Here is a 13,592-nt window from a genome sequence, read left to right on the forward strand (position 1 = left end):
CTGCAAAAGAAAGCAGAGAACACGGAAGTTGACACATCGAACCTTCCAAGTAAGTCAGCATCGACTTCTTCATCACCGAGCTTGAAAGATGCAGCAAAAGGTGCAGCTTCGCAAGCAGCAGATGATGTCACACCAGATCGTGCACCACGTTCAGCGCGTTCATCTTCAACGGATGAGACGACACATGGTACACCAAAAGGTGCATTGCCAGAAAACGATTTAGCACAACAAGATGATTACCCGATCGACCCGAATGATCATAAAAGTCCTAACTTTGATCGTCCAAAGGATTCACGTAGACCCAACGACCCACCACCTGATTTCAATCAATTTTAAACAAAAAATACAGCAAATGATCAATTCGAAAAGGACATTATTTACTAATGTCCTTTTACTTACGATAGAGAGGTGAACAACATTGAAACTCATCAAAGGAGATCAACTTACAAGTCACCTAGAGAAACATATTTTTATACAGTGCTTTGTTTTTGAAAATATCATCACTACAGCGAATGCGGCGAAAGTTAAGATATACTTCAATGAACCAATTTCACACTATTCAACGAGCCCTAAACAATTAGAATCTGCTCGGATTTTTGTTGGTGAAGTTCATTATCATCTAAGTCTTCCGACGCTTGAGAAGCGTTTTTATCTCGAGTTCTCAAATGGAAGCAAGCATCAAATCGTATTAGCTGCTCATGAGCCAATAGACGAAGTAATTGTCCTACTTCAGTATTTCTTTATGAATTATTCAAGGTAATTTAAAAAGCGAGAAGTAGTCTTTAGACTACTTCTCGCTTTTATGGGAGTTTGATTATATCGATGCTCATTTGCTGACACGGTACAAATAAGTCATCAAGTTTAATCAAATGAAATAACATTACTAATATATTCCCAGAGAGTTAATAATTAAACCTTTTAAAGACAATTTTATTAGTTAAATCTTGATATAGTTAATCGAGTTTACAACAGTAATTTCAAAATAATTGAAATAATGATAAAATATTATAGACTAGATAATTTTTATACTTAGAATAATGGAGGAACATAATGAAAGTTGATTCACTAAGTGCAACGAATTCTTACAAAGAGAATATACACCTTTTAGAATTCGTTCATGAGATTGAATTCTATGACCATCATTTACATAAAAAAGAGTTGCAGTACCCTTCTTTAATGAAACATTTACAAAGACAAGCAAATCTATTAACGATTCAAGCATTAAATAATTTGACTTCTATACATTTAGCGGAAGAACGTATGATTCAACTGGTAAGAAACACATATGTCCCTTTTCATATACAAGAACGTGAGCTCGCTGGCCATCGTGATGCCCTCTCTTATATACATGATCATCACATCGACTATTCAGTTTATGATTTTCGCATCGTGTATATTATTCATAAGGAAATAAATCAGCATTTGACTACAAACCAATTCAATGAAAAAACAAGTTTATTTCCTGAGAACCCTTTACTTCCCCACTCCATCACGTCGACTAGTCAATGTCTTTCTACAGCTGACCTTCAAAAGTTATTTTTTGAATTTCAATCATCAATTGAAGTCCAAAAAATGCATCCTTTAATTGCAATTCCTTTATTACTCCATAAATTCTTTAAACAAATAAGAGGTCATTATGATGCATTAAGACTCATGAGGCTGTTGAATATCTACTTACTTCACCAATTTGATTATCGAATCCAATGTTACTTTTCACTCGATCGACAATTTAATGAATCCTACGACAGTTTTCATGACAGCTTTCTACAAAGATTTAAGGATCAAGATGCCGATGCGATCTTACCGTTACATCAATGGACTCAATTCTACTTAGAAACTGTTCTAACAGCTTACAAAGAAATAGGCGGCTTTATTAATGCTTATAAAAACCGTTCCATTTCCGAAATAAAGATGGAGCAAATTTTTACGTTTATAACGTCCCAATCGGAACCCTTCACAAAACAACAGTTGCTAGAACATCATCCTGAGGCAGGTAAACAGCTTGTCGAAAAAATGTTGCGTATTTTGCGAAATAAAGGTCAGATACGATGTATCGGAAAAGGAAAGAACATAAAATGGGAATGGATATCAGAAAAAAAGAACACAATAATGTCATAATTCTTACTTTCTGCTTCGTTTGTTCATTCAACTATCTTAAACAATGAGTTGTGGTTGACTCATAAGAACTTCCTCTTTTCTCCACAGCAATGATGGGTAATCAAATCATCTGTTTTTGATAGAATCAATGTTCGACATCCTAAACAAGAAAACAATTTGATCTTAGCAGTTTTTGTAGTCAAAGCATTTCTTCTTAATTCGTTTTCAAAAATGAATTTAGATTGATAAGCAGAAACTGAATAAGAATACATTTTCAAATCCTCCTTATAGATTGCTAGAAATAATGCTTGTTGTCGTTTTTTCTTCTATCGTATTAAACTAAGAATAGTATAGTTTAGTATATACCCGAATTTAAAGATGTATAAATAGTTATATATGTGATTGAAAATACTATTTACTTTTTCATCATCCAGTCCGATATATGAACTATACTCTCGTTACTAATTTATTTAGGAGGTTGAGCATGAGCGGGAAAAAACACTCCATTCGCACTCGATTATTGTTGATTATCGGACTAATCTTTACTTTATTTTTTATTATAAGTAGTGCATCACTTTACTTTAATACTAAACAGACTGCATTATCTACCTTAAAAGCTACAGCTGAAAAAGATGCGTTACGTATTGCAAATACAATTAATTTAGAGAAATATGAATCCTTTCTAAATGAACTAACGCCATCAGCAAAGTACGACCAATTACGTGAACAATTAAATACCCTTCGCAAGGAAAATGGCTTAATGTATGCGTACACAGCACGAGTAGAAAATAATAAAGTTCATCTTTTAGTAGATGGATTACCTGCAAAGGACGCTGTAAAAATCGATTCCCCTGCGACTGGAGCAAAAGCAAAAGACATGAAAGATGTTTTAAAAGGACAAACTTTTGCGACTGATGTCATTCAAGATCCTGATTATGGCGAGTACATCAGTGTGTATGTACCTTTGAAAAGTTCTTCGGGTCAAGTCATTGGTATTTTAGGAACAGATATTGCTGCAAAAGAAGTCACTGAATTAACGACTTCTTTGTTAAAACAAAACCTTCCTCTCTTTATTGGCTTATTATTGTTGTTACTTCTTGGAACGCTTACCTTGTTATATATTGTTCTTGGACGAAAGTTAAGACCGCTCGAAACATTGCAATCAGTCGCAGACCTAATTGCTAAAGGACATCTTAAACAAGCAAAACAAACATTAACGGATTTGACTATTCCTTCAAAAGATGAAATTTATGCGTTAGCAATCTCCATTCGTGACATGAATGAGATGCTACGAGTAATGATTGCTGATATTAAACAAACATCAAATCTTGTCACGACGACCAGTCATTCAATCGATCACAGCACGACAGAAGTATTAGATGGTTCTACACAAATTGCGCGTACAATGGGAGAGATCGCAATCGGTACAGAGAACCAGACCCATGTCACACTGTCTTTAAATGAAGAAATGCAAAGTTTTTCTTCGCTGATTCAAACTGCCTCCGAATCTGGTCGGACCATTCAAGAGACAACCATAGATATGGCTTCGTTAACAAAAATTGGACGTGACCAAATGCAACAGTCAGTAGAAAGAATGAATCACATTCATCAACAAGTCGTTCAATCTGCCGATCAGGTCGAGCAGTTGAAACAACAATCTTCTGATATTCAAGCTTTAGTCGGGATCATTCGTGGTATTTCGGAACAAACCAATCTTCTTGCGCTTAACGCAGCTATTGAAGCCGCTCGAGCTGGTGAACAAGGTAAAGGATTTGCTGTAGTCGCTACAGAGGTGAAAAATCTGTCGAGTCATGTTGCTAGTAGTGTAAGTGAAATCGCCTCAATCGTTACCTCAATCGAGACGAGTGCCGCTCAAATGCAACAGAGTTTCTCTACTACAGTGCAAGCAACGGAGAGTGGTAAGCAAATTGTTCTTGAAACGGATAAGACATTTGAGAATCTATCTACTCAGGTTACAGACGTCTCTACGTCAACCAGACATATGACTGAGAAAATGAATCATGTTTTAGCTTCTGAGCAAAAAATCCGAATGGCGCTTGAGGAGATAGCTGCAGTTGCAGAAGAACACACAGCAAGTAATGAAGAAGTGGCAGCTGCATCGGAGCAGATGATTGCTACCATCACTACATTGCACGATTTAGTAGAAAACTTGAATGAGCGAACGAATCATTTGGAATCAGAATCGAAAAAATTTGATATTTAAGTTTTTCTATACGGAAAGGTGACCTTTAAAATTTAAAGCACCTTTCCGTTTCTTTTAATTTTTTTTTTAAGATAAACTCTATGAACCATTAAAGTTTTTTTAAAACACTCGTAAGTAATAAATAATAGAAGGGATTTATCGTAATATGACTGAACAGCTAAATTCTTTTTCTTCACTTTCTCCTGCTATTCAGAAAGAAAAAATGGTCCGTTTAATTCAAGGACTTCAGCAAATTCATACTACGCCAATAAAGGCAAGCCATTACATCACTCTTACGGAATTCCTTCCATACCCACCATATGAAGAAGTCCTTCAACTTTACGGAACGTGGAAGAATTTTTTAATTGAAAGTGGCGTGATAAAAGCATCTGCTAAGCCACAAAAAACATCAATTAGTCGTACCCCAAAAGAAAAGCCAATATTGATTCAGAACAAATTATCAATAGAAGAAAGCTTACACTTATGTTCTAAAAAAATCGGTCCTTCATTTACTGTACGTCAGTATACTGAATTGAGAAAAAAATACCCTTCTATGATGAGTGCTAGTAACATTACACATCATCACGGGAGCTGGAAACTAGCTTTAACTTACCATGGATATCTTTCAGGTGAGGCCCAATCGAAAAAAAATTGTCTGAAAGCCCTGGAGTCTGCCCAAATAGATTTTAATACGTGTAACCTCACCATAACGCAATATCGAAAATGGCTAAAAAATAATGTAGGACCATCTGTTCCAATGATCAAGCTAAGATTTGGGAATTGGAAAAATGCGCTATCATTTCTCACTGACTAATTTTTCGTCACTTTTGAACGATAGAATTGTCTAGAAGAAGGGTATACACGGTAATATGTCATATTTATTTGATCATCCGTTCGCTGATTCGTACCTTAAGTTTTTAGGCAGATGAATCGGTCACATGGGAGGAGGTATATCCTTTGGATAAGATTACTTTCGTCGTTCATTTGGTTTTACTATTTATTTTAAACGTGTGTTATTTAAATGAAGCATTGCACATCGGTTCTGTACTTATTTTGATTCTTTTATCTATCATCGAGGCTGTTATTCTTCAATTACTACTGAAACCACTCTTATCAAATCGGTCTATTTTTCGTGCTGCCACACAAAACCAAAGAGAAAAAACTGAACTTTCTCAGTAAGATTAACTCAGCATTAGATAAAGCAACAGATAGAAACCTATGGAGAAACATATACTTTTTAAAAGTATATGTTTCTCCATTTCTTTTGCTTCCAACACGAGAATCTCTTAGATTGCTTTAGTTGTAGATGAATACTTAAAAGGTAGAGGAAAAATTACTAACTGCAATGATTTTTGGAACGACTCCTCTTTAATAATGTAATGTGGCTTTTTTTATTTACATTCGTCTATCAAGTGACTAGTGTTGACAAAAGACTTTACACTCGCTTCACTATCTGAAAATTTTTACTTTAAAGGATAATCTAAACAATTGATAACATATACCGATATTACTGTCTGTATGGAAAAAACTCAGGAGGACTTGTATGCAAAACAAACGTACGCATTCTTTAAGAAACAGACTATCCCTTATTATCGGTATGATTCTTCTTTTATTTTTCTTGTTCAGTAACGTCGCCCTCTATTTCAACACCACACAAACGGCACTGTCTACTCTCAAAAAGACAGCTATCCAAGATCTCCAAAGGATCTCAAAACAAATTGATCCTACATTATATGAGCGTTTTCTCGCTCAACCCGAAAAAGGAACAGATTATGAGAAGCTTCGTTCTCAGTTAGATGATCTGCGTCTGCAAAATGGTCTTCTATATACGTATACCGCACTCGTAGAAGATGATCACGTAAAGCTCATGGTAGATGGTAGCTCTTCGGAGAGCGCAAGTGACATCGGAGAACCTTCAACCGGCGCTTCTTATAAAGACGTAAAAGACGTTCTTTCAGGTAAGACACACGCTACTGATATCATCGAAGACAAGAAATACGGTAAATATATCAGTGTTTTTGTTCCGATTAAATCCACTGACGGCAGCGTTATTGGTATTTTAGGTGGGGATATTTCAGCAGATGAGGTCCATGAACTCACGATGGCTCTCGCTAAACAAAACTTCCCGCTCTTCTTTTTAGGCCTCATCCTCTTCCTTGGCATCACATTGATTTACTTACGGTGGATTCTTATGCGCAAGCTTGATCCAATTCGTACGCTCCAAGAGGTCGCTCAATTCATTGCAGCAGGTGATTTAAAAAATGCGGATCTTCGATTGCGAGAGTTGAAGGTGAGCGCGAACGATGAGGTCCACTCCCTTGCAGTATCGATGCAAGACATGAACGACATGTTGAGTAAGATGATTGGCGAAATCAAAAAAACTTCTACATTGATCACTCAAACTAGTGAAACCATCGACTCTAGTTCACAGGAAGTCCTCGACGGATCGACGCAAATCGCGCATACGATGACAGAGATTGCTGTAGGAACTGAGAGCCAGACTCACGTGACTCATTCTCTCAACGAAGAGATGAATGCGTTCGCAGGTTTGATTCAGAGTACGGATGAAGTCAGCACGAATATTAATAACGCTACGATCGAGATGAATGAATTGACACAAGAGGGTCGCGCTCACATGCATCAGTCTGTCGAGCGAATGAACGTCATCCATTCTCACGTCCAACGTTCAACGAATCAAGTGCAAGAGCTCAATCGACAATCAGAAGAAATCCAAGGTCTCATTTCTATCATTCGTGATATCTCTGAACAAACCAATCTCCTGGCACTGAATGCTGCGATCGAAGCAGCTCGTGCCGGCGAGCAAGGGAAAGGATTTGCCGTCGTCGCTTCTGAAGTGAAGAATCTCTCCATGCACGTTGCAGAAAACGTCAGTCAAATCTCCTCTATTGTAAACAATGTCCTCATCAGTACTCGATCGATGGAAAAAAGTTTTACTGAGACAGTCAGTGAGACAGAGGCCGGTAAGCAATCCATCCTTGATACGGATCAATCTTTTAGTCGATTGACAGAACACGTCGATGTCGTGTCCCAGTCTTCACAACATATGGCGCGTCAAATGCAGAACGTCCTTCAATCAGAAAATCGCATTCGTCACGCGTTAAGCGAGATTGCATCCGTCGCCGAGGAACATACTGCAGGAAACGAAGAAGTCGCTGCAGCATCAGAACAGATGATTGGTACGGTCACCGCTTTGCATGACTTAGTTGTCACTTTAAACGAAACGACAGATGTTTTAGAAAAAGGGACAAATCGCTTTAAGATTTAAGGGTAATATCTTTCACCAAAAAACATCCCCTTTGTAGAATTGCTCTACAAAGGGGATGTTTTGTTTTGACTTCATGGCCGTTTAACTCGACACCGCGTATACGACATTCACTATATTTCATATGAGTAAAAAGCTAGTATTGATTCTACTTAAATCGGCTTATCAAAATATGGCTTCTTATCAATACCCCACGTAAAGATCTGTGCCCGTGTATGACGATTCGGATCGTACAAAGGGTCACCCTCAATTTCCGTGTAGGTCCGTGCATGATAGACAATAACGTCGCGTCCCTGCTCATCTATCGTAAAGCTATTATGTCCTGGTCCATATTGGCTAGCCGCATCGTTCGTCGCGAAGACTGGCCGCAATGACTTTTCCCAAACATCCGGATTCAGTGGATCATCGTCTTCTGAAGCACTCAACATACCCATGCAATAATTCTCATCCGTTGCACTAGCAGAATACGTAATGAAGATTTGTCCGTGACGCTTCAGGACTGCAGGTCCTTCGTTCACCAGAAAGCCTTTTGTCTCCCAATCAAGCTCTGGCTTTGTCAACATGACTTGCGGTTTTTGAATGGTCCAAGGATTCTTTAAAGAAGCGATATATAGGTTCGAGTTCCCTTCGATGAAAGGATCTTTTTGTGCCCATACTAAGTAATGAACATCTTGATGTTCGAACACGGTCGCATCAAGGGCAAATGAATCCCACTGTGTTTCAATTTGTCCTCGTTCTATCCATTCGCCTTCTAGCGGGTTGTCCGAACCATTCTCTAACACAAACATGCGATGATCAAAGAGTCCGTTTACAATTTCACGTGACTTCGCAGCTGCAAAATAAAGATACCATTTCCCATGAATATGATGTAATTCGGGTGCCCAAATCAGATCACTCATCGGACCAGTATCAGGTTTGACCCAAGCTGTCACCGCTTCTACATCTTTTAGTTCATGAAGAGATTTAGCACGACGCAATTCGATTCGATCGTATTCGGGAACGGATGCTGTGAAATAATAATAACCATCAGAATGAAGATACACCCATGGATCTGCCCGTTGCTCTAAAACAAGATTCCGATCCTCTGTCTGGTTCATCGTGTGACCTCCTTGTTGACCATCCTGTTTTTAAAAATAGGCATATCTCCCTGCCAAGAAAATGGTCGTATATACGTATGGCGATTCGGATCCCATAATGGATCACCTTCGATATCTTTATAGTTCCGCGCATGATAGACAATTATATCGGTCCCATCTGCGAGTGTCGTGAAACTGTTATGACCTGGTCCGTATTCACGAATTGACTCATTTGTCGTAAGAATGGGTTGCGGGTATTTTTTCCAATGAGTGGCATCTAACATATCTTCTTTTTCATCGATACGAAGAAGACCTACACAATAGTTATGATTTGTTGCACTTGCTGAGAACGTCACATATATATGTCCATTCCGCTTCATAACAGCAGGTCCTTCGTTCACCAGAAAGCCGACTTTTTCCCATGAATATTCAGGTGTTGCAATCATGGTCTGGGGCCCTGTCAATGTCCAAGGATTCTCCATTTCAGAAATATAGAGATTGGAATTCCCTTCAATTTTAGGATCTTTCTGAGCCCAAATGTAATATAACCGGTTCTCATGCTCGAAAGTTGTTGCATCGAGGGCGAACGATTCTTTCCATGTCTTGATTCGTCCTTTTTCCACCCATTCGCCTTCCAACGGATTGGATGAAACATTCTCGAGAACATACATGCGATGATCAAAAATAGCATCTTCACGTGCCGCCGCGAAATAGAGATACCATTTCCCTTGAATATAATGCAATTCTGGCGCCCAAATGTTGGCACTCATAATTCCAGTGGAGCGCTTCTTCCACACGACTTTCTCTTCTGCTCCAGTCAATTCCCCGAGCGTCTGAGCGCGACGTAGCGGAATCCCGCTAAAATCAGGTAAGGACGCCGTAAAATAATAATAGCCATCTGTATGACGCATGATCCATGGATCCGCGCGTTGTTCTACGATTGGATTTACGATTGTCTCTGTCATAATGAACGCTCCTCTGTTTCAAAGTGGGTCGTTTGTAAGCTCAACTGTTTTAACAGGGTGTGTCTTTCGCGAAGCCGATACGCTTCTCTCTTGCTACTCGCCAGGAGAAGGGGTGAAATACCGATTTCCTCTGGTCGAATCGGGGCTTGTAACGAATTAAAAACGGACTCCATCTTCTGTCGTGTCGGGAGCTGAGTCGCCCACTCCTCCATCTCCCTCGGTACAGTAGACTGCTCTTGAATCATCGTTTTATAGGTATCGATGAGTTCCATCGTCGCAATTGCAACTTTGGTGCCATGCAAGACCGCCGGACGTTCGTGTGTCAAGAAGTCCATCTCCCAGTAATGAGAGAGGTGGTGTTCTCCACCAGATGCAGGATGTGAGTGTCCAAAAATCAACATCGCAATTCCTGATAAAATCAATGAATCCATCAGCTGATCTAAACCTTCCGCTTTTTCTGCATAGATATCTGGTAGAGCTTTTACACAATCGAATAAAGCTTGTTCTGTCAATCGAGCAACTACAGGACAAAAGGGTTCTTGTCCATCAGAGGCACCAAAACGCCAATCCAGTAAGGAGGTGTACTTCCCAAGCATGTCGCCGACACCTGCCGCCACTAACGCACGAGGTGCATCACGGATAATGTCGCTTGGGATGAATACTGCAATTGGTGAGACGAGCTGATAGGTGATTTTCTTCCCTCTTATGATTAAGGGGGCTCCTTTTGAAGTAAATCCGTCCACTGAAGGAGCGGTCGGCACAGATAAGAATGGGATTTTTGCTTTCGCAGCACAAAACCGCGTCACATCATGAATGGTACCTGCTCCAAGTGCAATCAATGCATCCACACTATCATTCAGCTCGAGCATTACTTGTACAACTGCTAGTTCATCAGCTGCGACGTCCCCTTGTTTGTTCGGTGAGAGCGTGACTAAGGTGACATCAATTCCTACCGTCATCAATGCTTTCTGCAACGGGGAATAACCGACCGTCTGCGTAGTGACATCAGCGATGACGAGAAGATGCCGCCACTCTTTCTTCTGCACAAACTTGACTAGCGATTGCCACACCTTTTCCGAGGCATTGATTTGCTCAATCGAAATCGGATGGTGTGGATTTCCACAAAAACATGTGGCAACCTGCTTTTGTATCTGTTCGAGGTTCATCGACTGACTCCTTTCCCGACACGATATTCCGTTTCCCAGTGATACGTCTGCCCCGCCGATAATTGGATAGAAGGAAAATTACTGTGATGAACGGCGTCAGGAAGATGTTGAGGCTCCAGACAAACACCATAATATTTTCGAGAGCGTCCCTCACGTAACATCGTTTCTTCATTCATCTGGTTTCCTGAATAGAGCACGAGAGCAGGTGCAGTCGTAGACAACATCAAGGAGCGTTTACTTTCAGGATCGTACAGCGTCGCTTTTCGTTGGTCGTCGAATACAAAAGGATGATCATAACCATTGACGAGTTGATTTTGTGGATGGCTTGAAGCTGGACCATCTCCCAGCATTCGTCCTGATCGGAAGTCGAAAGGGGTCTGATCGACATCCAATAGGCGACCTGTAGGAATCAAATCATTTCGAAGCTCAGCAAATTGATTAGCCGGTAACGTCAATTCATGCTGTAAGACATCTCGGTTTCCGCTACTTAGATTGAAATACGTATGATTTGTCATATCAACCACTGTATCTGTGTCACTGGTTGCCTGATACGTAATCTTGACACCGTCTTTTAACAATACAAACGAAGCTCTGACATCGAGTGCACCCATATAGCCATTCTCACCATCAGGACTTACATACCGAAGAATGAGATGCGTATTGGATACGTCTTCCACTTTCCAGAATCGACAGTGAAGACCGTCTCCTCCGTGAAGATGATGCTTCCCTTCGTTTTGAGACAGATGGTACGTTACACCGTCCATATCGAATGTTCCGTCCTCGATTCGCCCAGCCACACGGCCGACCGTCGCGCCCAAGTAATATGTGTCTGTCATGTATTCCTCAACCGTATCGTAAGACAAGATGAGGTTTTTCCATCCCTCATCTTGAATCGAAAACTCTTGCAGAGTTGCTCCATATGTCAATATACGTAAACGACACATATCGTTCTCGAGCGTAAATGCCGTCTGATCTATTACTTCTTGTCGTTCCATCTCAAGTCGCTCCTTTTTCACCAAACCTTCACCGGACAATGCTTCGTTGCAAGGCGTGCCCGATAAGAGACATAGCATCCGCATTTCAAACAGGTATCGTCCTGGTAAAACGAACAGACTGCACATTGACGAAGACGTTCCTGATATTCAGCGTCCGTGACTTGTGCCATGACTTCCGCGTCGATGGTCAATAACCAATCAGTGTCTACTTCTGTTGGAGGACAAGTACGACACCGTCTTGTCTCGACGACTTTCATCTCAGCGAACCGCCAGTGTGATGACGCTCATCGCTGGAACATCCATGATGAGCTTCCCGTCTTCCGTCACCTTGACCTCATGCTCACGTGGCGCAACCACGTCTGGTTGTTCAAATGTATTATGGGCATTGAGATGATCTGCTGTTAAAATGCGCGCTGATACGTCCGAAATCGTACCCATTCCTCGCAGATCAATTTCGACCTTATCGCTGTTTTGATGATCGAGCTGGCAGAGGCTAATATGCAATACACCATCAGCATCACGAGAAGCTGTCGCGTTTACAGAAGGAATCGATTCTTCTTTGGCTACATAGTCACGCGTGATGGCTGCTAGCTCGACACGTTCAGCATCTTGATGGACACGATACATCTCAAAGACATGGTATGTCGGTGTGAGAATGAACTGGTCTCCCTCCGTTAAAATCATCGCTTGAAGTACATTGACCATTTGCGCGATATTCGCCATGTGAACACGGTCATTATGCTTATGGAAGATATTGAAGTGAATTGCTGCGACGAGTGCATCCCGAATAGAGTTTTGTTGATACAAGAAGCCTGGATTTGTTCCTGGTTCAACGTCAAACCATGTTCCCCATTCATCGATGATGAGACCGACCCGCTTCTCTGGATCATATTGATCCATGATTTGTCCATGCTTTGTAATCAGTTCATCCATGTAATAAGCACGTTTCAAGGTGAGGAACCATTCATCTTCCGTAAAGTCTAGCGCTGATCCCTTACCTAACCAAAAATCGCCTGGGATCGTGTAATAGTGAAGGCTGAGACCATCCATCATCGTACCCGCTTCACGCATAAGAACTTCAGTCCATTTATAATCATCAATGTTTGCACCACCAGCAATCTTGTAGAGTTGATTGCCATCGTAGTTACGCACATAGGTCTGATAGCGTCGATATAGGTCGGCATAATATTCCGGACGCATATTTCCACCGCAACCCCAGTTCTCGTTACCAACACCGAAATACGTAAGCGACCATGGCTCTATACGGCCATTCTCCTGACGCCAGTTCGCCATCGGTGACTCACCATTGAACGTCATGTACTCCACCCATTCAGACATCTCTTGGACGGTTCCACTTCCCACGTTTCCACAAATATAAGGCTCACACTCTAGTAGTTCACAAAGACGCATAAATTCATGGGTTCCGAAATGATTGTTTTCAACGACGCCACCCCAATGTGTATTGACCATCCGTTTTCGGTTTTCATTCGGTCCGATACCATCTTTCCAGTGGTATTCGTCTGCAAAGCACCCACCCGGCCAGCGTAAGACCGGAATGTTCAATTTCTTCAATGCTGTTAGTACATCGTTCCGAATGCCATCTGTATTCGGTATGGTCGACTCCGGACCGACCCAAAGACCTTCATAAATACAACGCCCGAGGTGTTCCGCAAAGTGTCCATAGATATGTTTACTGATTTTACCTTTTGGTAAATCCACGTTGACGATCAATTGTGTTGCCGCTTCTTTTGTATTTAACGTTGATGTGACGAGTTGGTTATTCATAGTATCTCCTCCAAGAAAAGGG

The 13,592-nt window shown here is 40.8% G+C and carries 11 protein-coding genes and 1 pseudogene; 6 read left to right on the forward strand and 6 right to left on the reverse strand.

From position 1 onward, the window contains the following. From ASF99_RS17680 to ASF99_RS16275, 6 genes and pseudogenes are all read left to right on the forward strand, one after another. A pseudogene (locus ASF99_RS17680) lies at window positions 1-336 on the forward strand (hypothetical protein); the annotation flags it as partial. 82 nt (window positions 337-418) lie between these two features. Continuing rightward, window positions 419-760, forward strand: coding sequence for a hypothetical protein (locus tag ASF99_RS16250; protein ID WP_055970011.1), 342 nt, complete (start codon window positions 419-421; stop codon window positions 758-760). A 290-nt stretch (window positions 761-1,050) separates the two neighbouring features. Beyond that, window positions 1,051-2,118 (forward strand): hypothetical protein, encoded by a 1,068-nt coding sequence (locus ASF99_RS16255; protein ID WP_055970014.1) that lies wholly within the window; start codon window positions 1,051-1,053, stop codon window positions 2,116-2,118. A 463-nt stretch (window positions 2,119-2,581) separates the two neighbouring features. Next, window positions 2,582-4,321 carry a methyl-accepting chemotaxis protein gene (locus ASF99_RS16260; RefSeq protein ID WP_055970016.1) on the forward strand — a complete coding sequence of 580 codons (1,740 nt, stop codon included), beginning with the start codon at window positions 2,582-2,584 and terminating at the stop codon, window positions 4,319-4,321. A gap of 145 nt (window positions 4,322-4,466) precedes the next feature. Next, window positions 4,467-5,114: a hypothetical protein gene (locus ASF99_RS16265; RefSeq protein WP_055970019.1), complete on the forward strand. Its 648-nt coding sequence runs from the start codon at window positions 4,467-4,469 to the stop codon at window positions 5,112-5,114. Window positions 5,115-5,843: 729 nt separating this feature from the next. Then, window positions 5,844-7,586, forward strand: a complete 1,743-nt coding sequence (locus ASF99_RS16275; RefSeq protein ID WP_055970022.1) for a methyl-accepting chemotaxis protein — start codon at window positions 5,844-5,846, stop codon at window positions 7,584-7,586. Window positions 7,587-7,735: 149 nt separating this feature from the next. On the opposite strand, the gene ASF99_RS16280 is transcribed toward ASF99_RS16275, so the two are convergent. The 6 genes from ASF99_RS16280 to ASF99_RS16300 are packed head-to-tail and all read right to left on the reverse strand — an operon-like array spanning window position 7,736 to window position 13,570. Then, window positions 7,736-8,680 (reverse strand): glycoside hydrolase family 43 protein, encoded by a 945-nt coding sequence (locus tag ASF99_RS16280; RefSeq protein WP_055970025.1) that lies wholly within the window; start codon window positions 8,678-8,680, stop codon window positions 7,736-7,738. Beyond that, window positions 8,677-9,624 (reverse strand): glycoside hydrolase family 43 protein, encoded by a 948-nt coding sequence (locus ASF99_RS16285; protein ID WP_055970028.1) that lies wholly within the window; start codon window positions 9,622-9,624, stop codon window positions 8,677-8,679. The genes ASF99_RS16280 and ASF99_RS16285 overlap by 4 nt, the downstream gene beginning before the upstream one ends. Then, window positions 9,621-10,790: a sn-glycerol-1-phosphate dehydrogenase gene (locus ASF99_RS16290; protein ID WP_055970031.1), complete on the reverse strand. Its 1,170-nt coding sequence runs from the start codon at window positions 10,788-10,790 to the stop codon at window positions 9,621-9,623. The genes ASF99_RS16285 and ASF99_RS16290 overlap by 4 nt, the downstream gene beginning before the upstream one ends. Beyond that, window positions 10,787-11,785 (reverse strand): aldose epimerase family protein, encoded by a 999-nt coding sequence (locus ASF99_RS16295; RefSeq protein WP_055970034.1) that lies wholly within the window; start codon window positions 11,783-11,785, stop codon window positions 10,787-10,789. The genes ASF99_RS16290 and ASF99_RS16295 overlap by 4 nt, the downstream gene beginning before the upstream one ends. 17 nt (window positions 11,786-11,802) lie before the next feature. Beyond that, window positions 11,803-12,042: a DUF6171 family protein gene (locus tag ASF99_RS17775; protein WP_160315905.1), complete on the reverse strand. Its 240-nt coding sequence runs from the start codon at window positions 12,040-12,042 to the stop codon at window positions 11,803-11,805. A gap of 1 nt (window position 12,043) precedes the next feature. Then, a complete protein-coding gene (locus tag ASF99_RS16300) occupies window positions 12,044-13,570 on the reverse strand; it encodes an alpha-N-arabinofuranosidase (RefSeq protein ID WP_055970037.1) in 1,527 nt (508 codons plus the stop codon). Between the last annotated feature and the right edge of the window lie 22 nt (window positions 13,571-13,592).

Origin of the sequence: Exiguobacterium sp. Leaf187 (genome assembly GCF_001423925.1) — a bacterium.
GTDB classification, from domain to species: Bacteria; Bacillota; Bacilli; order Exiguobacteriales; family Exiguobacteriaceae; genus Exiguobacterium_A; species Exiguobacterium_A indicum.

What these genes read in the sequence shown, in the direction of transcription:
- ASF99_RS16295 (WP_055970034.1), bottom strand. Translation starts at nt 11,785, where the DNA reads ATGGAACGACAAGAAGTAATAGATCAGACGGCATTTACGCTCGAGAAC.
- ASF99_RS17775 (WP_160315905.1), bottom strand. Translation starts at nt 12,042, where the DNA reads ATGAAAGTCGTCGAGACAAGACGGTGTCGTACTTGTCCTCCAACAGAA.
- ASF99_RS16265 (WP_055970019.1), top strand. Translation starts at nt 4,467, where the DNA reads ATGACTGAACAGCTAAATTCTTTTTCTTCACTTTCTCCTGCTATTCAG.
- ASF99_RS16280 (WP_055970025.1), bottom strand. Translation starts at nt 8,680, where the DNA reads ATGAACCAGACAGAGGATCGGAATCTTGTTTTAGAGCAACGGGCAGAT.
- ASF99_RS16255 (WP_055970014.1), top strand. Translation starts at nt 1,051, where the DNA reads ATGAAAGTTGATTCACTAAGTGCAACGAATTCTTACAAAGAGAATATA.
- ASF99_RS16260 (WP_055970016.1), top strand. Translation starts at nt 2,582, where the DNA reads ATGAGCGGGAAAAAACACTCCATTCGCACTCGATTATTGTTGATTATC.
- ASF99_RS16290 (WP_055970031.1), bottom strand. Translation starts at nt 10,790, where the DNA reads ATGAACCTCGAACAGATACAAAAGCAGGTTGCCACATGTTTTTGTGGA.
- ASF99_RS16300 (WP_055970037.1), bottom strand. Translation starts at nt 13,570, where the DNA reads ATGAATAACCAACTCGTCACATCAACGTTAAATACAAAAGAAGCGGCA.
- ASF99_RS16285 (WP_055970028.1), bottom strand. Translation starts at nt 9,624, where the DNA reads ATGACAGAGACAATCGTAAATCCAATCGTAGAACAACGCGCGGATCCA.
- ASF99_RS16275 (WP_055970022.1), top strand. Translation starts at nt 5,844, where the DNA reads ATGCAAAACAAACGTACGCATTCTTTAAGAAACAGACTATCCCTTATT.